The organism is Methylophilales bacterium (assembly GCA_019823025.1).
Classification (GTDB): Bacteria; Pseudomonadota; Gammaproteobacteria; order Burkholderiales; family Methylophilaceae; genus BACL14.
On the sequence record CP081940.1, the window covers coordinates 500,129 to 523,436 of the forward strand.

The following is a 23,308-nucleotide window of genomic DNA, read 5'->3' on the forward strand; positions in this document are numbered from 1 at the left end:
GTTATTTTATAAAGTCATTTATTATTCAGGTTAGCAAATTTAGGTTAATCATTTATCGTCAGCAAGATGCAAAAAAATCAAATTACATTTTTTTTAGGCAACGAAATATATTCGCAATTTCGTAAAACAGCACTGGAAGATCAAGTAAAAAACAAAAATTCAGAAATAATTTCTATCGACGTAAATGACACTTATGTAATTGAATCTAATACCTTATTATCTGAAAGTGCTAAGCAAAACCTCCAAAAAATTCTTAACTCTGACAAAGGTTCATTAACCAACCTTAAAATTGGAAATAACTTATTTATTGGACCTCGAGTTGGAACAATCTCTCCATGGAGTTCCAGAGCAACAGATATAATAAATAATTGTGGGATAAACATATTAAGAGCAGAAAAACTAAGCTTATTTACCTTTAAAACAAAATCTAATAAGAAGCTTTCAAAAAAAGACTTTATAGAGATCGGATGTCTCATTTACGACCAGATGACCGATTCAATTTTTCTTTCGCAGGAAAGTATAAAAGATCTTTTCATTCATAAGCAACCTTCAAAATTAAGTCATATTGATATTTCCCATGGAGGTTTAGAAAGACTTCAGGATTTTAATCATTCTCAAGGCCTCGCATTATCTAATGAAGAGATAGATTACCTTTATAAATATTTTAACTCAGAGAATAGAAACCCTACCGATGCTGAGCTTATGATGTTTGCACAGGCTAATTCTGAACATTGTAGACATAAAATATTTAATGCTGATTGGGAGATTGAGGGCCAACCTCAAGAGAGATCGTTATTTAAGATGATTAAGAACACTCATGAGCTATCACCTCAAAATACCGTCGTAGCCTATTCTGATAATTCATCCATCATAGAGGGTTCAGAGATTAAGCGTTTTTATCCAAATAAAAAAGATTTATTTGGTGAAAATATAGAGCTAACTCACTACCTAATGAAAGTTGAAACCCATAATCATCCAACTGCAATATCTCCTTTTGCTGGAGCTGCAACTGGGGCTGGAGGTGAAATAAGAGATGAAGGAGCAACTGGCAGAGGTTCAAAACCAAAAGCAGGTTTATGTGGATTTTCTGTTTCCAATTTAAATATTCCTGACTTTATTCAACCTTGGGAAAGAAATCCTATCGGTTCTCCCGATAGAATAGCTTCACCAATAAAAATAATGATTGAGGGGCCAATTGGTGCGGCTTCTTATAATAACGAATTTGGAAGGCCAAATATACTCGGCTACTTTCGTACACTTGAGACTCACCACAATGGGGAAAATATTGGTTACCACAAACCAATAATGCTCGCAGGTGGAGTCGGAAGTATTAGCAATAAACATACTCACAAAAAATCGCTCTCAGAGGGTGACCTTCTTATTCAGCTGGGAGGGCCAGCAATGCTAATTGGGCTTGGTGGTGGTGCTGCATCAAGTATGAACACAGGATCAAATCAAGAGAATCTAGATTTTGCATCTGTACAAAGAGGTAATCCAGAGTTACAGAGGAGAGCTCAAGAGGTTATTGATGCTTGCTGGCAATTGGGTGACAAGAATCCCATATTAAGTATTCATGATGTAGGTGCAGGGGGCCTTTCAAATGCTTTTCCAGAGTTAATCCATGATGGGGGTGCTGGTGCAATGATGGATATTCGTAAAATAGATAATGAAGAGCTATCTATGTCACCCAAAGAAATTTGGTCAAACGAGGCACAAGAGCGTTATGTGCTAGCTGTTAATAAAGAAAGTCTTAAGCAGTTTTCCTCTATCTGTAAAAAAGAGAGGTGCCCTTTTGCCGTGATTGGAGAAGCAAAGGATCAACAGAAACTTATAATATCTGACTCTTTATTGAATGATGATGTCGTTAATATGAACCTTGATGTGTTGCTTGGGAATCCACCAAAGCTTAAAAAAATTGTTAAAAAACCTGCAAATACTGCCCAAGAGTCTTTTTCGTTCAAATTAACTAATCTTCTATGTTCTATTTCTAGAGTTCTTCATTTCCCAAGCGTTGCGAGCAAAAATTTTCTTATTACTATTGCTGATCGCTCCGTAACAGGCTTAGTTGCAAGGGATCAGATGGTAGGCCCTTGGCAAGTTCCAGTATCCGATGTTGGGGTTACAAAAAGTACATTTAATTCGATCACGGGTGAAGCAATGGCAATTGGAGAAAAAGCTCCTATCGCAATTACGAATGCAGCGGCATCCGCAAGAATGTCTGTGGCAGAAGCAATTACAAATATAGCAGCCAGTGCAATTAAAAATATAAGCTTAATTAAGCTATCAGCCAATTGGATGGCTGCCTCAGGTGAAAACGATCGAGATTATGAGCTATTTGAAGCTGTCAAAACAGTGGGTATGGAGCTCTGTCCAAAATTAGGAATAAGCATTCCGGTTGGTAAGGACTCTATGTCCATGAAAACCTCATGGAATGACAATGATTCAAAAACAGTTACATCACCACTATCATTGATAGTTTCGGCTTTTAGTGAAACTTATGATGTTAACAAAACGCTTACTCCACAACTCAACCCTGAAAAAACAAACTCATTGATCTTAATCGATCTTGGAAATAACAAAAATAGGATGGGTGGATCTTGCTTTAACAGTGTTAATAATATTAATGGCGGAGTTACACCTGACTTAGATGATCCGAGTTTAATCAAAAATTTCTTTGATGGTATCCAAAATTTAAACAAGAAAAATAAAATTCTTGCTTACCATGACCGTTCCGATGGAGGTCTTATTACAACAGTCCTCGAGATGGCTTTTGCTGGTCACTGTGGTATCGACTTAAATTTAAATGTAGAAGATGAAATGGTTAATTTTTTATTTAATGAAGAATTAGGTGCGGTTATACAGGTCTTAGAAAATGATGAATTTGAAATTTTAAAATATTTAAATGATGAATTAGGCCTTGCAGCCCAAGTGATCGGAGCCCCTAATAATAAACAATGTATAAAAATTTATAATGAGTCAAATTTGATTTTAGAAAGCTCAAGAGGCAAGTTACAACAGGATTGGGCAGAAACAAGCTATAAAATCCAATCAATTCGCGATAATCCTAAAACTGCTAAGGAAGAGTTTGACTTAATACTTGATGACTCCTTTGAAGGCATAAAGCCAAAAATTAATTTTGATATTCCAAAATCAGTAAACATAAAAAAAACAAAACCGAAGATAGCTATCTTGAGAGAGCAAGGTATTAATGGACAAAGTGAAATGGCTGCTGCTTTTAATTATGCTGGCTTTGATTCTTTTGATGTTCATATGTCCGAGTTAAGCGATGGAAGAAAAAATTTAAATGACTTTCAGGGGTTAGCAGCATGTGGAGGTTTTTCATATGGGGATGTTTTGGGTGCTGGAAGGGGTTGGGCAAACTCCATACTTTTTAATGAAAAAGTTCGTGATTCATTTCAAAAGTTTTTTGAAAGAGACAATACAATTGCGCTAGGCGTATGTAATGGTTGTCAAATGATGAGTCACATTAAAGAAATTATTCCAGGCACTGACTTATGGCCAACATTCATAAAAAATGAATCTGAGCAATTTGAAGCAAGATTTTTGTCAGTTGAGGTTAGGAAAAATAACTCGCTATTCTTTGATGGAATGGCAGATAGCATTATTCCGGTAGTTGTATCGCATGGAGAAGGAAGGGCTAGTTTTTCTTATGAAAACAATTTAATTAAGATGTATAAAAATGAACAGATTACCTTAAAATTTGATGACAAAAATGGAACTTTATCATATCCAAATAATCCAAACGGTAGTCTAAGTTCTGTGACTGGAGTAAGTAGTTATAATGGCAGAGTTACTATAATGATGCCTCATCCTGAAAGGAATTTTAGAAGCGATCAAAATTCATGGCATCCGAAAAATTGGGAAGAATTTGGTCCTTGGTATAGAATGTTCGCCAACGTTAATAAATATTTTAATTAAAAATAGACAGGAATAATTATGAAATCAATAAAATCTTTAGTTACTTTACTTTCATTACTTTTTTCTTCACTAACATTTGCTCTAAATGATGATCAAGAAATGGAATTTACTGGAGCAGTTAATGTTGGAGATATTAAAACAGTCAAAATGTATGTTGAAACAATGAATGTGAATCTTGAAGATTCCTATTTTGCTTGGACTCCACTTTTAATGGCAGCAGCAAAAAACCAACAAGAAGTATTAGAGTACTTGGTCAAGAAAGGTGCTGATATTAATTACGTTCATCCAGTAACACGTTGGAATGCGCTAATACACGCTGCATTCAACAACAATAAAAAAATGGTGTTGTTTTTGTCTGAAAATGGAATCGAAATGCAAAAGAAACTCAAAGGTGATGTTTCACTTATTTTTGCTATGAGAGATCAAGGCAATGATGAGATGGCTGAATACTTACTATCTCTCGGTGTTAAAGATGATGGCTGCAACCCAATTGAAGATGTATGCTTCTAGATTAAATGTACGACATAAAACAGCGTAGTCAACTACGCTATTTTTTTGTCTACAAGCCAGTAAGGTTCTGATATCATGTAACTTTCTTAAATCTCTGTCTCATGAACCTACACGAATATCAATCGAAAACGTTACTAAAATCGTATCAAATCGATATACCTAAGGGTCATCTCGTAAACTCAAAAATACCAAACAGCATAAGATTGCTTTTAGAAAAAAATGAAGCATTTGTTTTTAAATCACAGATACATGCTGGAGGAAGAGGAAAATCAGGTGGGGTTAAATTAATTAGTAACTTAAAAGATGCTGAGAGTTTTATGTCTAACCAACTAGGCTCAAGACTTGTGACTTACCAAAACTTACCTCACGGTCAACCCGTTAACGAAATACTGATAGAAGAAAAAATTTCAATTCAAAAAGAGCTTTATTTTTCAATTCTTATTGATAGACAAACCGAGTCAATTATTATTCTTTGTTCAACTGAAGGAGGAACAGAAATTGAAGAAATAGCTAAATCAAATGATAAATTAATTTTTAAAGAATTTATTGATTTTGGAAACTTTCCAACAGAAAAACAAATTGATCGCTTATCAAGAAAACTAAAGATTCCTACTCAAGCTCATCATGACTTTAATAAATTTGTAGTGAATCTTTTCAAACTTTTTTTAGATACAGACTTATCTCTTGTCGAAATTAACCCATTAATCGTAACCAAAGATAAGAAAGTTTTAGCTCTTGATTGTAAAATCTCACTTGATGATAATGCTCTTTATAAGCATGAGAATCTCAAGCAGAGCTTTGATTGGTCACAAGTAGACGAAAAAGAAGCAGAAGCTCATAGAGCTGGATTAAATTATATCGCCTTAGAGGGAACCATTGGTTGCATGGTCAACGGAGCAGGACTTGCGATGGCTACGATGGATTTAATAAAACATTCAGGTGGGCTACCTGCAAATTTTCTTGATGTTGGTGGTGGAGCGTCTGCTGAAACTGTCAGTAAGGCTTTTAAGATACTTTTATCTGATAAAAATGTCCGCGTAGTTTTAGTAAATATATTTGGTGGCATTATGAGATGTGATGTTATCGCCGAAGGTATTGTTTCTGCAGTAAAAGATGTTGGGATCCAAATTCCTATCGTTGTCAGGCTTGAAGGAACTAATGTTGAATTAGGGAAAAAAATCTTAGACGAGAGTAAACTAAATATAACCTCTGCAGACAGCTTAGGTGATGCCGCAAAACAAGCGGTAATTTTTTCAAAGGCTTAATTTGTCAATCTTAGTTAATAAAAATACAAAAGTTATCTGCCAAGGCTTTACAGGTCGGCAGGGAACATTTCATAGTGAACAAGCTATCCAATATGGCACAAATTTGGTCGGAGGCGTAACCCCGGGGAAGGGTGGCCAAATTCATTTAGGCCTTCCTGTTTACAACGAAGTAAAAGAGGCGATAAAAGATACAAATGCTGATGCAACAGTAATATATGTACCTCCCAAATTTGCTGCTAGCTCTATTCTAGAAGCTAGTAATGCCGGAATAAAGATAATTGTTTGTATTACTGAGGGTATTCCTATATTGGAAATGTTGGAAGTAAAAAAAACAATTACCAGAAATAAAACTATATTAATCGGCCCTAATTGCCCAGGAATTATTACTCCGGACGAATGTAAAATCGGAATTATGCCTGCCAATATTCATAAACGAGGAAAGATTGGGATTGTCTCTAAGTCAGGAACACTTACCTATGAAGCTGTTCATCAAACAACTTCCATTGGTTATGGGCAATCAACTTGTGTTGGTATTGGTGGGGATCCAATCAAAGGTATTAACTTTATTGAATGTCTATCAATGTTTGAAAAAGATAGTGAGACAGAAGGTATTATCCTAGTTGGAGAAATTGGTGGTAATGATGAAGAATTAGCTGCAGAACACATAAAAAATAATATTAAAAAACCTGTTGTAGCTCACATAGCAGGGATCACTGCACCCACTGGAAAAAGAATGGGGCATGCCGGTGCAATTATTTCGGGAAATTCTGGTACAGCAACAAGCAAAATAAATGCTTTAGAGAAAGCGGGAGTCTTCATTGCGCATTCACCAGCTGAAATGGGAGAAATAATGAAAGGTGCTATGGATAAATATTAATGAAAAGTTTTATCAACATCATATTGTTTATTTGTTTTTTATTTTCTTATTCAATAAAATCAGAGGATATTCCATACCTTTTAACAGCTTCATCAAAAGGAGATATAGAGTCTGTTGAAGCAATTATTGATAGTGGTGGTAACCCCAATACCGAAGATGGGAACAAAGTTACAGCTCTTATGTATGCATCAAGAAAAAATCAAGTAGAAGTTGCAAGATATCTAATATCAAAAGGTGCTGAAGTAAATAAACAAGAAATAGATGGTTGGACTGCATTGATGTATGCATCTAAAAACAACTATAGTGATATGGTTGAGCTTCTTATCAACAATAATGCCGATTTAAAAGTAACCGATTCAGATGGTTGGACTGCCTATGGGCTAGCAGCAACCTCAGGAAACCATCAAACACTTGACTTACTTATTAAGAAAGGAGTAAACCCAAATACAAGAAATTCTTCCTCAACAACAGTCCTTATGCTTGCATGTAAAAGTGGAAATGTACCCACCATAAAAATATTAATAAAGAATGGAGCGCTTCTTAATCTAAAGGATAAGTTTGGTAAATCAGCATTGGTATATTGTGTGAATAAAGATCAGGTTGAAGCCACAGAATTTTTATTAGTTCACCAACCGGAGGTTGACTCTCTTGATAAATTTGAGTGGACTCCATTAATGTGGGCAGTAAAAAAAGATTATTTTGAAATTATTAGACTACTAGTTGAGTATAAAGCTGATATTAACCATAAAGATGAAGAAGGTACGCCTATTATTCAATATGCGGTTGAGAACGAATCAGTTGATGTAGTTAAATTTTTGATTGATAAGGGCGTAGATTTAAATGTAACTGATCAATATGGACTTTCTCCACTTGTATATGCATTAAAAACAAAAAACAAAGCGATGGTTGATTTAATTAGAACGGCAGGTGGTGAGTATTAAATCATGAAGATAAGTCTCGCTGAAATAAATTCAAAGGTTGGCGCTTTAAAATACAACGCTAATCTAATAAAAAAACATGCTGATATAGCAATTAAAAATGGAGCTGAAATTTTAATTACTCCTGAGCTAAGCCTTTGTGGTTATCCCCCTGAAGACCTTCTTCTTGAAACAGAGTTTATTGATAGATGTCAATATTATTTAATTGAGATAGCTGAAAAATTTCCAAAACTCAAAATTATTGTTGGGCATCCTAGACGAAAAAATAAATTACTCTTCAATTCAATTTCATTATTATATGGCGGGAAAATTAATAAAGTTTATGACAAACAAAAACTTCCAAACTATGGTGTATTTGATGAGAGGAGATACTTCTCATCCAGCAAAAAACCCGGAGTTTTTAAGCATAAAGGGAAGGTTTTTGGGTTACTTATTTGTGAGGATATTTGGGAGAAAGGTCCTCTTGAAGAATTAAGTAAATTAAATGTTGAATATGTGGTTTGTGTTAATGCATCCCCATATGAATTTAATAAAACTAAAAATAAGTTTACTATTATTCAAAATAGACTTAATAATCTTAATGATTTCACCTTGATTTATCTAAACTGTGTTGGAGGTCAGGATGAGTTACTATTTGATGGAAATTCGTTCATAACAAAGCCAAAAAAATACAACCCAAATAATCTGCGCTTTTTTTCAGGTCAGTTTATCAGTCAAAATATTATTGCAGATTTTTCTAATAATAATCATATGCTGATTACTAGAAAATTTGAAAAGTTTCCATTCCATAGAAAAATTTTAGAAGATTCTATTTTACAAATTAATCCAATGAATGAGGAAAAATTTCTTGTATATAATTTATTAAATGGCTTAATACTCGCAATGAAAGATTACATAGAGAAGAACTCTATAAATAAATTATTTCTTGGGCTATCTGGTGGGATAGATTCTGCTGTAGTTCTTTTTATAGCCTCTAAAGTTATAAGTAGAGAAAAAATAACTGCAATCATGATGCCAAGTGAATTTACATCCGACTATAGCTTAAAGGATGCAAAGCAACTTGCTTCTAATCTTAGAGTTAATTATAAGAGCATATCAATTCAAAAACATATTAAGAATTTTGAAGTAACATTCAAAAAAGACTTTGAAGGATTAAAAAGGGACATTACGGAACAAAATATTCAAGCAAGAATAAGGGGGATGATATTGATGGCTTATGCAAATAAGTTTAATGGTATGGTTCTTGCAACAGGAAACAAGAGTGAGATGGCTGTTGGATACTCAACAATTTATGGAGATATGGTTGGTGGCTTTTCCGTCTTAAAGGATGTACCTAAAACAATGGTTTATAAGATTGCAAATGAAATAAATTATAAAGAGAATATAATTCCACAAAGGATTATAGATAGAGCACCCTCTGCAGAGCTTACAGAGAATCAATTGGATGAGGATTCACTTCCCGCATACGAAATATTAGATAAAATAATTGATCTTCACATTGAAAAGAACTTCAGTGAAAAAGATTTGATTAAATTCGGTTTCTCTACAAAACTAGTAAAAAAAGTTGTAAAATTAATTAAAATTAATGAATTTAAGAGAAGACAGTCTGCGCCGGGTCCAAAAATAACTTCAAAAGCTTTTAGTAAAGATAGGCGCTACCCAATAACAAATAGATTCCAGTTGTAATTTACCAGGGGAAATAAATGAAAAAAATTGAAGCAATTATTAAACCATTTAAATTAGATGAAGTGCGAGAGGCTCTTTCTGAAATTGGGATCATGGGATTAACTGCTACCGAAGTTAAGGGTTTTGGAAGACAAAAGGGACATACTGAATTATATAGAGGGGCTGAGTATGTTGTAGATTTCCTTCCCAAGGTAAAACTTGATCTTGTTGTAAGTGATTCACTTCTTGATAAAGCTGTCGAGACAATTATAAAAGTGTCACATACAGGTAAGATTGGAGATGGTAAAATTTTTGTTAGCGATGTTAATGAAGTCATCAGAATTCGAACAGGGGAAAAAGGAAATGACGCAGTTTAAAAAAAAATTATTTTTTAACCATCATTTCTCTGACTAAATTAAGATCTTCAAGAGTATCAACCCCTTTTATCGGATTCCCATCATAAAGCACTACCTTTAATTTTAAATTGTTTGACAAGGCACGTAATTGCTCGAGCCTCTCAATTCTTTCAAGATCTGAAATAGCAAAACTACAAAATTGCTTAAGTGTATTTAGTCTATATGCATATATGCCCAAATGATGGTAAGCATAATTATTATGCGATAAATCTGTAGATGGTGAATACGGAATGGAGCTCCTACTAAAATATAGTGCATGTTCATCCCTATCTAAGACAACCTTAACATTGTTTGGATTTATAAATTCTTTATATGATTTAAATTCACTGCATGCTGTTACATAACCCGACTCGCTTTCAGTAACATTTTTAGCAACAAGATCAATTAGGGCTGGATCGATTAATGGTTCGTCTGCCTGAACATTGACAATAATTTCTTGATCAGACCACATGCTAATACCTGAGGCCTCTAAACACCTGTCAGTTCCGGAGAGATGATTTTTATTAGTCATTATTGATTTAAAATTATAATAACTTGCGACATCCGCAATTTTTTTATCGTCCGTAGCAATTACAATATTTTTGGCGCCAGACAAACTTGCTCTTTGTGCAACATGGATTACCATAGGTATTCCATGAATATCGATCAATACCTTCTCTTTCAAACGCGAACTTTCAAGTCTTGCAGGTATGACGATATTAAAGCTCATAATAAAAAGAAACTCATTTTAGCTTTCTTGCTTCATCTTCTAAAAGAATTGGGATGTCATCCTTAATTGGGTAAGCTAATTTAGCAGATTTAGAAATAAGTTCATTTTTATCTTTATCATAAACTAGTGGCCCTTTAGTAACAGGGCAAACCAAGATTTTGAGTAATTCTTTATCCATAATCTACATTACCTTCTTTAATATGTTTCGAAATAATCTATCATCGACTTTGATTTCTAATGGCAAGACCCAAAAATTCTTAGTTGCAAATTTTTTACATTTAATAGCATCTTTTTCTGTCATGACTATATTGTAATCTGCATATTTAATAAAATCATTCTTATCAAACAAATAATGATCATTAAAAATAACTTTTTTAAATTTTAAATCATAGCCTTCCAAAGTTGAGAAGAAGCTCTCAGGATTTCCAATTGCTGTGATCGCCACTATTTTTTTATCCTTAATATCTTTTAATATAGCCTTTTTGTTTGTTAATAAATTTTTAAAATGCTTGGTGATATATTTCATTTGATAAAAATTAGAATTATTATTTACGCCTTTATAAACAACTGCATCTACTTGCTTGAGCCTTGATATACCCTCTCTCAAAGGTCCAGCTGGAAATATAAGCCCGTTCCCAAACTGTCTTTGTGAGTCAACTACAATTATTTCATAGTCTCTTTCTAGCCTATGATGTTGTAATCCATCGTCAGAAATAATTATGGATGTTTCAGGATATTTTTTAAGTAAAATTCTTGCAACATTTGCCCTATCTTTTCCAATAAAAATTGGTATTTTACTTTTAGATTTAATCAATAACGCCTCATCACCCACAGCCCTAACATTACTAAACTCAAAAACTTCTTTAATATTATTGGCGCTACCTCCATAACCCCTCGATATGAGTGCAGGCTTTAAACCTTCCTTTAAAAAATTTTCAATTATGTTTAAAGCTAATGGTGTCTTGCCTGTTCCACCAAGTGTAATATTTCCAATTATAAGAACGGGTACTTTTATTTTAATTGTCGTTAGAAATCCTTTTTTGTATAAATATTTTTTTAAACTACTAAAAAAGTAAAAAAAAATGCTGATTGGGATAAGGAGATAGATCCAACTTGATTTTTTGTAATATTGATTATTAAAAATCTGGTCAACTGATATCAACTTAATCAAATCCTTTCTTGTAAATCTTTAAATAGAATTTATTATTTTTTATCAGTGAATTATGTTTACCTACCCCAACTACTTTTCCTTGGTCCATGACAATAATTTTATCTGCATTTTTTATTGTGCTAAGACGATGTGCGATAACAATAGATGTTTTTTTAGTCATTAAATTATCTAGTGCTGCCTGGACTAAACGCTCTGATTCTGAATCGAGTGCAGAGGTAGCCTCATCTAACAATAAAATTGGCGCATTTTTTAAAATAGCTCGAGCAATTGCTATTCTTTGCTTCTGTCCTCCTGACAACCTAACTCCCCTATCTCCTATAATATGATTAAATCCATTAGGAAGTTCATTAATGAATTCAAACGCATTCGCAGCTTTTGCAGCTTTTTTAACCTTTTCTAATGAAACAGATTTTGAATTACCGTATGCAATATTATTAAAAATTGTGTCATTAAATAATATGGTGTCCTGGCTAACCAGGGCTAGGTTTTTTCTTAATGAATTATTTGAAATTTCATTTATATCAAAATTATCTAACAGAATGGATCCAGAACTTACATCATAGAATTTTGGGATTAGGTTAAGGAGAGTCGTTTTGCCACCTCCAGACTTGCCTACTAAAGCAACCTTTTCTCCAGCTTTAATACTGAAATTAATGTCAGATAAAACAGCTTTATTATTTTTCGGATATGAAAAACAAACATTAATAAACTCAATCATACCTTTAGCTTTTTTTAAGTTGTGTTTTCCTAAATCTTTTTCTTTTTTTTCATCCATGACCGAAAAAATACTTACTGCCGCTGCGTAGCCGATTTGAATTTGCTCGTTCAATGCTGATAGCCTTTTAATAGGTGTAGTAATTAAAACAACAGCTCCAATGAAGGCGATAAATTCACCAGGAGATAGATTTGAAAGAGAGTAATGAAGGACCCCAGCAAATAAAAGTCCCACTATAATCTCTATAATAAGACTATTGGTTGCGCTTAGTCGAGCTAATTTTGTGCCCATTTGTCGGTTACGGCTAATTGACTTGCTAAATCTATCCCTCTCATATTTAGCGGCGCCAAAAATTTTTACAATCCTCTGACCAGATATAGCTTCTTCAGCTATTTTGGTTATATCTCCCATTAGCCGCTGAAATTCACCTGCGGCATCCCTAAGTTTCGGTATAATTTTTTTTATGAAATAGGCTGTAATTGGTAAAATAATTAGCACAAAGAAAGCCAGTAAAGCATTTAGATAAAACATATAGCTAACAACAGCAATAATAGTAAAGCTATCCCTTAAAGCAATAAGGGTCACTTTTGTTATTATGGTTTGGAGTTGCTCTGTTTCATAAGTAATCTTAGAAATCAGAATGCCTGTTGTGTTGCTATCAAAATAAAATATAGGCAGCTTCATTAAATTATCAAAAATGTCATAACGTAATTTTTCTACTATTTTTCTTGAAACCCATCTCAAAGAATAAGAGGAAAAAAACCTTGCACACGCTCTTATCAGAACAATAAAAATAAGTATGAGGGGGATAAGGCTGGTTAGATTGTTAGGATTACTTACAAAACCTTCGTCTGTTATTTTTTTTAGTAAAGCTAAAAAACTTGTATCTGCCAAAGCCGTAATGACAATAGCAACAATACTGAAAATTAAAATGAGTTTATACGTAAGCGCATATTTAAATAAACGCATATAAACTTCTTTATAATTTTTTAATGTTCCTTTAGCCGCCATCTCATTCGACATTAGGTTGTTATTTTACTTTGGTTGAAAAGGTAATTTTAGTTAAACCGGCAATTCTTGCTGCCTCCATAACATTAATAACAGATTGATGTGGGGAGTCTGAATCAGCACTGATTATAATCACGGGGTCTTTTATTGAAATAGCTGCATTTCTTAAATTAGTTACTATGTTATCAATTGCCGAAGTTCTTAAGGGTGATTCGTTTATTGCATAATCACCATTTGCGGATATTGAAATATTTATTTTTTCAACTTTTTTATCTACTTGATTCGCTTCAGCGGTGGGTAAATTGATCTTTAATTCACTAAATTTTGAAAAAGTTGTACTTACGACCAAGAAAATAATAATAACTAATAGGACATCAATTAAAGGTATAAAATTAATCTCTAAATCATCTTGCTTTGATTTTTTTCTAAAATTCATATTTTTAAAAGCTATCCTTTTAAAATCTCAACAATTTGAATAGCATAATGCTCCATCTCATTTAAGTAATTATCAATTTTTGATCTAAAAAAACGATAAGCTATCATTGCAGGGACAGCAACAACAATACCCCCCGCAGTGTTATATAGCGCAATAGATATACCCCGAGCAAATACTGCTACGTCATGCCCACTGCTTGTAAATGAGCTAAATAACTCAACCATACCAATAATTGTACCGAAAAGCCCAAGAAGAGGCGCCACAGTTGCAATTGTGACGAGAACACCAAGATATCTCTCTAGGTTGTGAACTATAATTCCAGCCCTTTCATCTAGAGCGGACTTAATTCCTTCAACACTGTCTTTCCTCTTAGAAATAGCAACAGCTAGTAGATCACCCAAGGGTGATGAATTCTTTAAAATATTTATTTTATTGTTATCAAGATTATTTTGCTTAATCATAGTCTTAATTTCAACTATTAATCCATCAGGAATAATCTGACTCTTTCTTAACGACCAAAACCTTTCTAAGATTATTGCAACACCAATAATGGAAGTTAAGATTAGTGGCCAAATAGGCCAGCCAGCTGCTTGAATTATTTCCCACACAATATAAAACTCCTTTAAATTATTTTTACAATATTATACTAGTTTGATTTAAGTTTTCCCGAAGCTAGGAGATAATTTTTTTTCATCTTTTTAGCTAATGATAGATCGTGTGTAACAAGAACTATTGCTGTCTTAAATTCATCTGCTAATTCTAAAAATGAATCAAAAATTAAATTTGCATTTTTATGATCCAGATTACCTGTTGGCTCATCTGCTAGAATTAAATCAGGGGCAGTGACCATTGCCCTGGCAATAGCAACCCTTTGTCTCTCACCCCCCGAAAGTTGATGTGGAAAATGATTTAATCTTTTACCTAAACCCAATTTTTTTAATACTTTTTTTGCTTGATTGAAATCTTTTAAATAATCACCCCTTCTCAATGTGAGTGGCATCATTACATTTTCTATGGATGAAAAATCATTTAATAAATGGTGTGATTGATAGACAAAGCCTATATGTTGATTCCTTAGTGTTGCCATTTTGTTATCAGAAAGACTTCCCATATCTAGATTATTAAAAAGAACTTTTCCTTCTGAGGGTGAGTCTAGCCCGGCAATAATATGCAAAAGAGTACTTTTTCCAGAGCCAGAGCTGCCAAGAATAGCAACTTTCTCTGATGAATTTATATTAAAACTTAAATTTTTAAGGACTGGGACATCGAGTCCTTCAAAATTTTTTGTTACATTTTTTAAGATAATTTGAAAGTAATTATTCATATTTTAAAGCTGTTGCTGGGTCGGTTTTTGAAGCTTTATAGCTTGGATAAATTGAGGCAACCAAGGATAAAGTTAATCCCATTAGACCTATTCTATAAATATCGGTAATAATAACTTTAGAGGGGACAGTAGAAATAAGATAAATATCTTTAGCTAAAAATTCTGTATTAAATAAGCCTTCGATGAATGGTACGATTGTTGATATATTTAACGATATCGCAACTCCAAAAATAATTCCTAACAATGTACCTAAGGCTCCTATGATGAATCCCTGTGCAATAAAAATATACATAATACTTTTTTGGTTTACGCCAATAGTCCTTAAAATCGCTATATCTGATCGTTTTTCAGTTACCCCCATAACCAATGTAGAAACAATGTTGAAAGCTGCGACCGCTATAATCAAAGTTAAAATAATAAACATAACCTTTTTTTCTAATTTAATAGCAGTGAAAAGGTTGGCATGCTGAGCTCTCCAATCTGATACATAAATAAAAGGATCATAGCTAAAAATATTTTTTAAATAGCCAGAGATTTTTTCTGTATCGTCAATCTCATTAAGCTCTACCCTTAAACCTGAGACGTTATTGTTTGTTTTAAAAAATGTTTGTGCATCCTTTAAGTTTATCAAGACCAGACCTGCATCATACTCATACATTCCGGAATCAAAAATTCCCGAAATATTAAAGCGTTTCAATCTAGGCATTATCCCTGCAGCAGAAAAGTTTGATTTAGATGAAATCATCGCAATTTTATCGCCTACAGAGACACCTAAATATCTTGCAAGATCAACCCCAATTAAAATATTATATTGCCCCGCATTGAGACGATATGCTCCGGAACTTATTTTTGTATTTATATCATTCACATCTTTTTCAATCTCAGGAAATATACCCCTGACCATGACCCCCCTGTTTCTTTTACCAACTGAAATCATTGCTTGGTCTGCTACGTATGGAGAGACTCCTTTAATATCCATATTGTTAGCAATTGTTTCTTTTGTCTGTTGCCAATTATTAAGATCTTTCCCTGGCTTTGTTATTTCTATGTGAGAGGTCACACTTAAAATTCTTGATTTTAGTTCATCCTGAAATCCATTCATTACTGACAAGACAATTATCAGTGCCATCACACCCAATGTAATGCCAATGATGCTTGTCAAAGAGATAAATGAAATAAATTGATTAGTATTTTTTAGATTTGTATACCTGAGTGCGATCCAAAATTCATAAAATTTTTTATTTTTAACTGATTTGGTCATTGAATATCTATTTAGTTAAACTTCGATATGAGCATTCTGCTAGAATTATGGCATGTTTACTGGAATAATTGAATCAATTGGCATAATCAAATCCATAGATAAAGAGGGGGAAGATTTAAAAGTCAACGTCACCCTTTCTGATAAAAAGTTAAAGGATATTAATATCGGAGACAGCATATCTGTTAATGGCATCTGTTTAACAGTCACAGATATTAATGAGGATCTATTAAGTTTTGATATCTCTAAAGAAACATTGTCCAGAACCTCGCCCTTCAAAATATCTCAGAAACTGAATCTTGAAACATCCCTTAGATTTAATGGAAAGGTTTCAGGTCACTTTGTCACAGGTCATGTGGATGAAGTAGGTTTTATACGTAGTATTGAAAAAAAAGATATGTGTGAAGTTTGGGGCGTAGAAGTCTCAAAAAAATTAATGGAATTCATCCCTGATAAAGGCTCAGTGGCATTAAACGGTACAAGCCTGACTGTAAATAACGTTGTTGAGAATATTTTTTATATCAATCTAATCCCGCATACATTGCTATCAACAAACTTATCATCACTAAAAATAGGCGGCATGGTAAATATTGAGATTGATATGATTGCAAGGTACCTTCAAAATTTCTATACAAAATAAACAAATTTTTTTATGAATAATATCGAAGACATAATAACTGATTTAAAAAAAGGAAAAATGGTCATCCTTGTGGATGATGAAGATCGTGAAAACGAAGGTGATCTTTTAATAGCCGCCGATCACATTACACCAGAATTCATCAATTTTATGGCCAAATATGGCAGAGGGCTTATTTGCTTAACATTGACGGAGGATAAAGCCCATAAACTAAAACTCCCACTGATGGTTGAAGATAACCAAGGTAAACTTGGAACAAACTTTACGGTCTCAATTGATGCTTCTTCGGGTATAACCACAGGTATATCTGCAGGAGATAGGGCTACAACAATCATATCTGCCATTCAACCTCAATCGGATCATACATTCATTAATAGACCCGGTCATATATTTCCGCTCATCGCGCATTCGGGTGGTGTCTTATACAGAGCAGGCCATACAGAGGCCGGATGCGATCTTGCTGTACTTGCAGGAGCGAGTCCAGCATCTGTTATTTGTGAAATATTAAATGATGATGGAAGTATGGCTAGACTTCCAGATTTATTAAAATTCTCAAAAAAACATGAAATAAAAATTGGAACAATTGCTGATTTAATTGAATACCGAAGTAAAAAAGAAAAGTTGATAAAAAAAATAAGTGAGGAAAGAGTTAATACTGAGTTTGGAATGATGAAACTTATTGTTTATTCGGACCTACTTTCAAAAAATACGCATTTAGCTTTTGTGAAAGGTAATATAGAAGAAGATGATGAAGTTGTTGTAAGGGTTCATGAGCCTTTATCAATATTGGATTTCGTCAGCAAAGAAACTCCCCATTCTTGGCCGCCACTAAAAGCGCTGAAAAAAATTAGTAATGAAAAAAATGGTGTAGTTATTTTACTAAACTATAACGAATCTCAAAACAATATTACAAGTAAATTGAATCATGAAAATATTAACTTAAAAAAATCAACTGATCTTCGAAGTTATGGAATAGGTTCACAGATTTTAGTTGACATAGGCGTTTCAAAAATGAAACTTTTAGCCGCCCCAAGAAAAATGCCTAGTATGGCCGGGTATGGTCTTCAAGTCACTGAATTTATTGAAAATGATACCTAAACTAAATTTAGTTTATGATAAAATATAATTATTGAAAAAAGATAAATACATTTTAATTTTTAAAAAAACAAAGGGGAAAATTATTCCCCTTTTTTTTACCTCATTTTATTTATGTCAGATGAGATATGACCGAAACTAAGAACCAAAAAGTGCTTACTGGAAATATCTTATCTTTTGATTTTGGAGAAAGAAGGGTCGGGGTAGCAATCGGAAATAATATTACAAATAATATTCACCCTCTTGAAACAATAGAAGCATCGAAAAAAATTGATAGGTACAGCAAAATTGAATCATTACTGGAAATATGGAAACCAACCCTGTTGATAGTTGGTTACCCTCTTAATGATGATGGCAGTCAATCCAGAATGAGCTCATTAGCAAATAAATTCGGTGAAAAACTTAAAAATAAATTTAATATCCCCGTTCATTTTGTTGACGAAAGATTTAGCTCATCCGAAGCAGAGCTCAGATTAAAGGCATTAGAAAAAAATTTAAAGAAAAGGAAACATATCATTGATCAAGTCGCTGCCATGATAATTTTAGACTCTTATTTTGAATCTCATAAAAATAGTGACGCCCTCTCATTATGAAGAAAATAACAGGAAATAAGCCCACAGACCTTCAACACTTGTTATCAATTGATGAGATGGATATTTCACTTATTAACGACATTTTTAAAAGTGCAGATAAGTTTCTTAAAAAGAATCAAAGTATTGATAAGTATAAAATTTTGCAGGGAAAAACTGTGTGTAATCTTTTTTTTGAAAATAGTACAAGAACACAAACTACTTTTGAGATTGCTGCAAAAAGGTTATCTGCAGACGTTATCAATCTCGATATAGCTACATCGTCACAATCAAAAGGCGAGTCAATTCTTGATTTAATAAACAATTTAATAGCTATGGGTGTAAATATTTTTGTCGTTAGACACTCAATGCCTGGAATTCCAGAACAAATAGCTCGTAATATTGAAAATAAGGCACATATTATTAATGCGGGTGATGGAAATAAAGAGCATCCAACTCAAGCACTTTTAGATGCTTATACTATTAAATCTTATAAGAAAAGATTTGGTGACCTTAAGGTTGCAATCGTAGGTGATATAGAACATTCAAGAGTAGCAAAGTCGGAAATTTATATCTTAAATAAACTTGGAGTAAAAGAAGTGAGGGTTATAGGTCCCGAGCTGTTGATGCCAAGTAATATTTCTGAACTGAATGTAAGAGCATTTAGTAATATGAACGATGGCTTAAAGGATGTAGATGCTATTTTGATGCTTAGAATTCAAAAGGAACGAATGATTAAAGATACTATTCCATCTGAAAAAGAATATTTTAAAGCCTACGGCTTAAATGAAGAGCGTTTAAAATTTGCAAAGAATGATTGCATAGTCCTTCATCCAGGACCTATTAATAGAGGAGTTGAGATTGATACAGAAGTTGCTGATGGGAGGCAGTCCGTAATTTTAGAACAAGTAAAAAATGGAATAGGCATCAGAATGGCAGTTATGGAAAAAATGACTAACTAATAGCTTTATTCATAATTTTATATTTAACCCCTTTGTTATAAATATATATATAATATTTTTTATTAATATAATTAAGGACTTATTTATGCTTGAAAAATTAATTAATGCATTGCTTGGAAGGGATGAAAGTCCCAAAAAGAAACCAGTTGCTAAGAAGAAACCAGTAGCTAAAAAGAAACCAGTTGCTAAGAAGAAACCAGTAGCTAAAAAGAAACCAGTTGCTAAGAAGAAACCAGTTGCTAAAAAGAAAAAATAAAAATGCCTTAGAGTTTTTAAACAAACCAGGCTAATTGCTTGGTTTTTTTATTTCATTTATATGCTTAAAATTAAAGAAAATTTAAATTTGATTCGTGATGAAATTAAACAAAATTCTCACAAAATAGAAAAAGATATTCGATTAGTTGCAGTTAGCAAAGGTCAAAGTTATATTACGATTAAAAGTGCATATGACGCAGGGCAAAAAATCTTCGGTGAAAACTACCTACAGGAAGCACTGGAGAAAAAGAAATTACTTGAAAACCTTGAGATTGAATGGCATTTCATAGGCCCTATCCAGAGTAACAAATGTAAACTCGTATCAGAAAATTTTTCTTGGGTACAGACAGTTGATAGAATTAAAATAGTAGATAAATTAAACCAATATAGGCACTCAAAAAAACCCTTAAATATTTGCATTCAAGTAAACATCAGTGAGGAAAATACCAAGAGTGGTATAGGTCTTAATGATGTAAGAGAATTTGCAAAAATCATCAGTAACCTTAAAAACTTAAAGTTACGAGGTGTTATGGCAATTCCATCAAAAACAAATGAGAACCAAAATTTGGTATCCCAGTATAGGTTGTTAAAAAAACTGTATGAAGACTTAAAAGTTAGTTACAGCTCTGTGGATACATTATCAATAGGTATGTCCAATGACTACTTGTTAGCAATTGAGAATGGAGCTAACCTTGTAAGAATAGGAACAAAAATTTTTGGTGCAAGATAAATATGGCAAAAAATAAACTTTATTTTATTGGATATGGACACATGGCGGAGGCAATTTATCAAAGGCTTGATAGATCCTTATTCAAAAAAATATTTTTAATCGAAAAAGATGAAGATAGACGTATTTCTATAGATAAAAAAAGACATAGCAAAACCCAATTACTTAAAAGCCTTCAGGGTATTAAATTTTGTAATTCAGATATTGTTATTTTAGCTGTTAAGCCGAATCAGATAAAATCGATATGTAATGAAATTAATTCATTAATGATGGGGAAAAAAGATTTGCCCGTAGTAATTTCTATTGCAGCTGGAGTCACAACAACTTCAATTAAAGATTATATTATTCAAGAAAATCTCTCACATCTTCAAAACTTTCTAAATATATATAGAGCGATGCCAAACTTATGCGCTAGCAACGGAGATAGCATAACAGGATTATTTGGAAGTTCTGTTAGTGACATAACAAATTCAAAAAATACTGTCTCAGAAATTTTTAATTCTGTTGGTGAAATCTTATGGGTAAAAAAAGAAACTGATTTGAATATAGTAACAGCGATATCAGGAAGTGGACCTGCGTACATATTTTATATCATGGAGGTAATGATTAATTCAGCACAAGAGCTTGGTCTTTCTGAGAAAGATGCCAAAAAACTAGTCGCCATGACTCTTATTGGCTCTGGGAAAATGGGATTGAACATCCAAAATCTAAAAGAACAGATCTCCAAGGTTTCATCTAAAGGAGGAACGACTGAGGTAGCGTTAAAAGTTTTTGAAAAAGAAAACCTTAGTTTAATATTTAATCAAGCAATCAAAGCTGCTCACGCTAGGTCAAAAGAAATTAGTCAAAGTAATGAATAAACATATCGTTGTAGGTCTGTCAGGAGGTGTTGATTCTGCAGTCACTGCCTGGCTTTTAAAAGATAAGGGTTTCAAAGTTACTGGCCTTTTCATGAAAAATTGGGAGGATGATGATGACGATGAGTTTTGTACAAGCAAACAAGATCTAATTGATGCAGTTTCGGTTGCAGAGAAGATAGGTATTGATATAGAAGTCGTAAATTTTGCAAAGGAATATAAAGATAAAGTTTTTTCTTTGTTTATTTCAGGCCTAGAAAAAGGGATAACGCCAAATCCAGATATATTATGCAATTCAGAAATTAAGTTTGAAGCCTTCCTCAATCATGCAATCAAGATGGGAGCGTCAAAAATAGCTACCGGTCATTACGCAAATGTCTTTGAAAAAAATGGTCTTCACTATCTATCCAAAGGATTTGATGGAACAAAAGATCAAAGTTATTTCTTACATCGCCTTAACCAATCGCAGTTGGCAAAATCTGTCTTTCCTCTGGGTGGTCTATTAAAATCAGATGTGAGAGATTTAGCTAAAAAACATTCTTTGCATAATCATGACAGAAAGGACTCAACAGGTATTTGTTTTATTGGGGAGCGTCCATTTGCAGATTTTATCAGTCAATATATAAAGAAAACTCCAGGCTCAATCATTAATGAGGACGGTAAAGAGATTGGGAAGCATAACGGGGTTAATTTTTATACAATTGGGCAGAGACAAGGTCTCAACATTGGGGGAACAAAAACTGGAAATGGTTTGCCTTGGTTTGTTTTAGATAAAAATAATAAAGATAATACCCTTTTAGTGGGGCAAGGGCATGACCACCCTCTTCTACAAAGTGATGGTTTATCCGCAAATGATATGCATTGGATTTCAGGGAAATCTCCTAAGCTTAACTGGGTTTACTCAGCTAAAACAAGATATAGACAGATGGATGCGCCATGTGAAATTGACAGTTACTCGAAAGGTAACTGTTCAATTATGTTTGGCCAGAAACAATGGGCTATTACTCCTGGGCAATCTGTGGTGATTTATGAGAGTAATGTTTGTCTTGGCGGCGGTTATATCAAAAAGGCCATTAGCTAAATGGAGAGAGAAAATAGTTTTTCACAAGCTATGTTGGCCGATGCCATAAAAACGAACATCACCTCCGCATTAAAAGAAGATTTAGGCAAATCCGATCTTACATCAAATTTATTAAAAAAAAATATCAAGGGTCAGGTTCAGATTAAAACAAAGGAAAAAGGGATATTGTGCGGCAAAGCATGGGTCGATGAATGCTTTAAACAAATAGATAAAAATATTAAAATTACATGGTTGGTCGAGGATGGAGAAAGCATAAGAGAAAATCAATTGATTTGTGTTGTGGAGGGATTTATTGCCTCTATTTTGATGGGTGAAAGGGTTGCATTAAATTTCTTGCAGCTACTCTCTGGTACAGCAACATCTACTGCACATTTTAAAAATTTAGTGAGAAGTACTTCTGCTAAAATTTTTGATACACGCAAGACTATTCCTGGCCTAAGGATTGCCCAAAAATATGCCGTTTTAATTGGAGGGGGATATAATCAGAGAATAGGCTTATTCGATCAAATTTTGTTAAAAGAAAATCACAAAAACACTTATGACTCTATTGGAAGTATGCTTAAAAACATAGAACATATAGAACATATTCAGGTTGAGGTTGAAAATATTAGAGAACTAAAAGAAGCGCTCTCCCATGGCGTAAAAAATATACTTTTAGATAACTTTTCAGTTGAGGATTGTAAAAAGTCAGTGAAGCTAAATCATGGTGAAGCTTTGCTCGAGGCTTCCGGAAATATAAACGAAAAAAATATTTTACATTATGCAAGAACTGGCGTTGATAGAATATCTATAGGTGCAATTACTAAAAATATAAGATCCATTGACTTTTCTATGCTTTTTTCACCTCAAAAGCCTTTATAGGCTTGAGGAAGATATTGCAAAAGGTTATCATAT

At 33.2% G+C, this 23,308-nt stretch carries 24 protein-coding genes; 16 read left to right on the forward strand and 8 right to left on the reverse strand.

Translation table 11 applies throughout. From position 1 onward, the window contains the following. The first annotated feature begins 66 nt into the window (after positions 1-66). The 7 genes from purL (at position 67) to K6112_02680 (ending at position 9,571) form a co-directional block, all read left to right on the forward strand. Positions 67-3,939, forward strand: a complete 3,873-nt coding sequence (gene purL, locus K6112_02650; protein ID QZP18256.1) for a phosphoribosylformylglycinamidine synthase — start codon at positions 67-69, stop codon at positions 3,937-3,939. Between the two features lie 18 nt (positions 3,940-3,957). Further along, positions 3,958-4,449 carry an ankyrin repeat domain-containing protein gene (locus K6112_02655; protein ID QZP18257.1) on the forward strand — a complete coding sequence of 164 codons (492 nt, stop codon included), beginning with the start codon at positions 3,958-3,960 and terminating at the stop codon, positions 4,447-4,449. Positions 4,450-4,550: 101 nt separating this feature from the next. After that, on the forward strand, positions 4,551-5,714 hold the full coding sequence (gene sucC, locus K6112_02660; GenBank protein QZP18258.1) for an ADP-forming succinate--CoA ligase subunit beta: 1,164 nt from the start codon (positions 4,551-4,553) through the stop codon (positions 5,712-5,714). 1 nt (position 5,715) lies between these two features. Further along, a complete protein-coding gene (gene sucD / locus K6112_02665; protein ID QZP18259.1) occupies positions 5,716-6,591 on the forward strand; it encodes a succinate--CoA ligase subunit alpha in 876 nt (291 codons plus the stop codon). Then, entirely contained in the window at positions 6,591-7,532 is a 942-nt protein-coding gene (locus tag K6112_02670; protein QZP18260.1) for an ankyrin repeat domain-containing protein, read from the forward strand. Before sucD ends, K6112_02670 begins: the two co-directional genes overlap by 1 nt. Positions 7,533-7,535: 3 nt before the next feature. Further along, on the forward strand, positions 7,536-9,215 hold the full coding sequence (locus K6112_02675; GenBank protein QZP18261.1) for an NAD+ synthase: 1,680 nt from the start codon (positions 7,536-7,538) through the stop codon (positions 9,213-9,215). Positions 9,216-9,232: 17 nt separating this feature from the next. Further along, a complete protein-coding gene (locus tag K6112_02680) occupies positions 9,233-9,571 on the forward strand; it encodes a P-II family nitrogen regulator (protein QZP18262.1) in 339 nt (112 codons plus the stop codon). A 7-nt stretch (positions 9,572-9,578) separates the two neighbouring features. Here K6112_02680 and kdsB read toward each other — a convergent pair whose 3' ends face one another. From kdsB to K6112_02720, 8 genes are read right to left on the reverse strand one after another with little or no spacing between them, the layout of a single operon-like run. Beyond that, a complete protein-coding gene (kdsB, locus tag K6112_02685) occupies positions 9,579-10,319 on the reverse strand; it encodes a 3-deoxy-manno-octulosonate cytidylyltransferase (GenBank protein ID QZP18263.1) in 741 nt (246 codons plus the stop codon). A 13-nt stretch (positions 10,320-10,332) separates the two neighbouring features. Beyond that, positions 10,333-10,497 carry a Trm112 family protein gene (locus K6112_02690; GenBank protein QZP18264.1) on the reverse strand — a complete coding sequence of 55 codons (165 nt, stop codon included), beginning with the start codon at positions 10,495-10,497 and terminating at the stop codon, positions 10,333-10,335. A 3-nt stretch (positions 10,498-10,500) separates the two neighbouring features. Beyond that, positions 10,501-11,490 carry a tetraacyldisaccharide 4'-kinase gene (gene lpxK / locus K6112_02695; protein ID QZP18265.1) on the reverse strand — a complete coding sequence of 330 codons (990 nt, stop codon included), beginning with the start codon at positions 11,488-11,490 and terminating at the stop codon, positions 10,501-10,503. Beyond that, positions 11,483-13,228: a lipid A export permease/ATP-binding protein MsbA gene (msbA, locus tag K6112_02700; protein ID QZP18266.1), complete on the reverse strand. Its 1,746-nt coding sequence runs from the start codon at positions 13,226-13,228 to the stop codon at positions 11,483-11,485. Before msbA ends, lpxK begins: the two co-directional genes overlap by 8 nt. Before the next feature lie 7 nt (positions 13,229-13,235). Beyond that, on the reverse strand, positions 13,236-13,649 hold the full coding sequence (locus K6112_02705) for a biopolymer transporter ExbD (GenBank protein QZP18267.1): 414 nt from the start codon (positions 13,647-13,649) through the stop codon (positions 13,236-13,238). An 11-nt stretch (positions 13,650-13,660) separates the two neighbouring features. Further along, positions 13,661-14,257, reverse strand: a complete 597-nt coding sequence (locus K6112_02710) for a MotA/TolQ/ExbB proton channel family protein (protein QZP18268.1) — start codon at positions 14,255-14,257, stop codon at positions 13,661-13,663. Between the two features lie 38 nt (positions 14,258-14,295). Then, positions 14,296-14,973, reverse strand: coding sequence for an ABC transporter ATP-binding protein (locus tag K6112_02715; protein QZP18269.1), 678 nt, complete (start codon positions 14,971-14,973; stop codon positions 14,296-14,298). Continuing rightward, entirely contained in the window at positions 14,966-16,234 is a 1,269-nt protein-coding gene (locus K6112_02720; GenBank protein ID QZP18270.1) for a lipoprotein-releasing ABC transporter permease subunit, read from the reverse strand. The genes K6112_02715 and K6112_02720 overlap by 8 nt, the downstream gene beginning before the upstream one ends. A gap of 52 nt (positions 16,235-16,286) precedes the next feature. Between K6112_02720 and K6112_02725 the strand changes: the two genes are divergently transcribed. From K6112_02725 to nadC, 9 genes are all read left to right on the forward strand, one after another. After that, on the forward strand, positions 16,287-16,871 hold the full coding sequence (locus K6112_02725; protein ID QZP18271.1) for a riboflavin synthase: 585 nt from the start codon (positions 16,287-16,289) through the stop codon (positions 16,869-16,871). 12 nt (positions 16,872-16,883) lie between these two features. Further along, complete coding sequence (gene ribB, locus K6112_02730) at positions 16,884-17,966, forward strand: 3,4-dihydroxy-2-butanone-4-phosphate synthase (GenBank protein ID QZP18272.1); 1,083 nt, start codon at positions 16,884-16,886, stop codon at positions 17,964-17,966. A gap of 125 nt (positions 17,967-18,091) precedes the next feature. Next, on the forward strand, positions 18,092-18,556 hold the full coding sequence (gene ruvX / locus K6112_02735) for a Holliday junction resolvase RuvX (GenBank protein QZP18273.1): 465 nt from the start codon (positions 18,092-18,094) through the stop codon (positions 18,554-18,556). Further along, the gene (locus K6112_02740; GenBank protein ID QZP18274.1) at positions 18,553-19,494 is read left to right on the forward strand and encodes an aspartate carbamoyltransferase catalytic subunit; all 942 of its coding nucleotides are present in this window, start codon (positions 18,553-18,555) and stop codon (positions 19,492-19,494) included. The genes ruvX and K6112_02740 overlap by 4 nt, the downstream gene beginning before the upstream one ends. 85 nt (positions 19,495-19,579) lie before the next feature. Continuing rightward, positions 19,580-19,750: a hypothetical protein gene (locus K6112_02745; protein ID QZP18275.1), complete on the forward strand. Its 171-nt coding sequence runs from the start codon at positions 19,580-19,582 to the stop codon at positions 19,748-19,750. Between the two features lie 60 nt (positions 19,751-19,810). After that, complete coding sequence (locus K6112_02750; protein QZP18276.1) at positions 19,811-20,479, forward strand: YggS family pyridoxal phosphate-dependent enzyme; 669 nt, start codon at positions 19,811-19,813, stop codon at positions 20,477-20,479. Between the two features lie 2 nt (positions 20,480-20,481). Continuing rightward, complete coding sequence (gene proC, locus K6112_02755; protein QZP18277.1) at positions 20,482-21,336, forward strand: pyrroline-5-carboxylate reductase; 855 nt, start codon at positions 20,482-20,484, stop codon at positions 21,334-21,336. Continuing rightward, positions 21,329-22,414: a tRNA 2-thiouridine(34) synthase MnmA gene (gene mnmA, locus K6112_02760; GenBank protein ID QZP18278.1), complete on the forward strand. Its 1,086-nt coding sequence runs from the start codon at positions 21,329-21,331 to the stop codon at positions 22,412-22,414. The genes proC and mnmA overlap by 8 nt, the downstream gene beginning before the upstream one ends. Beyond that, positions 22,415-23,275, forward strand: a complete 861-nt coding sequence (gene nadC, locus K6112_02765) for a carboxylating nicotinate-nucleotide diphosphorylase (GenBank protein QZP18279.1) — start codon at positions 22,415-22,417, stop codon at positions 23,273-23,275. Positions 23,276-23,308: the final 33 nt, after the last annotated feature.

What these genes read in the sequence shown, in the direction of transcription:
- sucC (QZP18258.1), top strand. Translation starts at nt 4,551, where the DNA reads ATGAACCTACACGAATATCAATCGAAAACGTTACTAAAATCGTATCAA.
- purL (QZP18256.1), top strand. Translation starts at nt 67, where the DNA reads ATGCAAAAAAATCAAATTACATTTTTTTTAGGCAACGAAATATATTCG.
- K6112_02745 (QZP18275.1), top strand. Translation starts at nt 19,580, where the DNA reads ATGCTTGAAAAATTAATTAATGCATTGCTTGGAAGGGATGAAAGTCCC.
- K6112_02655 (QZP18257.1), top strand. Translation starts at nt 3,958, where the DNA reads ATGAAATCAATAAAATCTTTAGTTACTTTACTTTCATTACTTTTTTCT.
- ribB (QZP18272.1), top strand. Translation starts at nt 16,884, where the DNA reads ATGAATAATATCGAAGACATAATAACTGATTTAAAAAAAGGAAAAATG.
- mnmA (QZP18278.1), top strand. Translation starts at nt 21,329, where the DNA reads ATGAATAAACATATCGTTGTAGGTCTGTCAGGAGGTGTTGATTCTGCA.
- K6112_02690 (QZP18264.1), bottom strand. Translation starts at nt 10,497, where the DNA reads ATGGATAAAGAATTACTCAAAATCTTGGTTTGCCCTGTTACTAAAGGG.
- K6112_02750 (QZP18276.1), top strand. Translation starts at nt 19,811, where the DNA reads ATGCTTAAAATTAAAGAAAATTTAAATTTGATTCGTGATGAAATTAAA.
- K6112_02670 (QZP18260.1), top strand. Translation starts at nt 6,591, where the DNA reads ATGAAAAGTTTTATCAACATCATATTGTTTATTTGTTTTTTATTTTCT.
- K6112_02675 (QZP18261.1), top strand. Translation starts at nt 7,536, where the DNA reads ATGAAGATAAGTCTCGCTGAAATAAATTCAAAGGTTGGCGCTTTAAAA.
- ruvX (QZP18273.1), top strand. Translation starts at nt 18,092, where the DNA reads ATGACCGAAACTAAGAACCAAAAAGTGCTTACTGGAAATATCTTATCT.
- msbA (QZP18266.1), bottom strand. Translation starts at nt 13,228, where the DNA reads ATGTCGAATGAGATGGCGGCTAAAGGAACATTAAAAAATTATAAAGAA.
- K6112_02740 (QZP18274.1), top strand. Translation starts at nt 18,553, where the DNA reads ATGAAGAAAATAACAGGAAATAAGCCCACAGACCTTCAACACTTGTTA.
- proC (QZP18277.1), top strand. Translation starts at nt 20,482, where the DNA reads ATGGCAAAAAATAAACTTTATTTTATTGGATATGGACACATGGCGGAG.
- K6112_02715 (QZP18269.1), bottom strand. Translation starts at nt 14,973, where the DNA reads ATGAATAATTACTTTCAAATTATCTTAAAAAATGTAACAAAAAATTTT.
- K6112_02705 (QZP18267.1), bottom strand. Translation starts at nt 13,649, where the DNA reads ATGAATTTTAGAAAAAAATCAAAGCAAGATGATTTAGAGATTAATTTT.
- nadC (QZP18279.1), top strand. Translation starts at nt 22,415, where the DNA reads ATGGAGAGAGAAAATAGTTTTTCACAAGCTATGTTGGCCGATGCCATA.
- K6112_02680 (QZP18262.1), top strand. Translation starts at nt 9,233, where the DNA reads ATGAAAAAAATTGAAGCAATTATTAAACCATTTAAATTAGATGAAGTG.
- kdsB (QZP18263.1), bottom strand. Translation starts at nt 10,319, where the DNA reads ATGAGCTTTAATATCGTCATACCTGCAAGACTTGAAAGTTCGCGTTTG.
- K6112_02720 (QZP18270.1), bottom strand. Translation starts at nt 16,234, where the DNA reads ATGACCAAATCAGTTAAAAATAAAAAATTTTATGAATTTTGGATCGCA.
- K6112_02725 (QZP18271.1), top strand. Translation starts at nt 16,287, where the DNA reads ATGTTTACTGGAATAATTGAATCAATTGGCATAATCAAATCCATAGAT.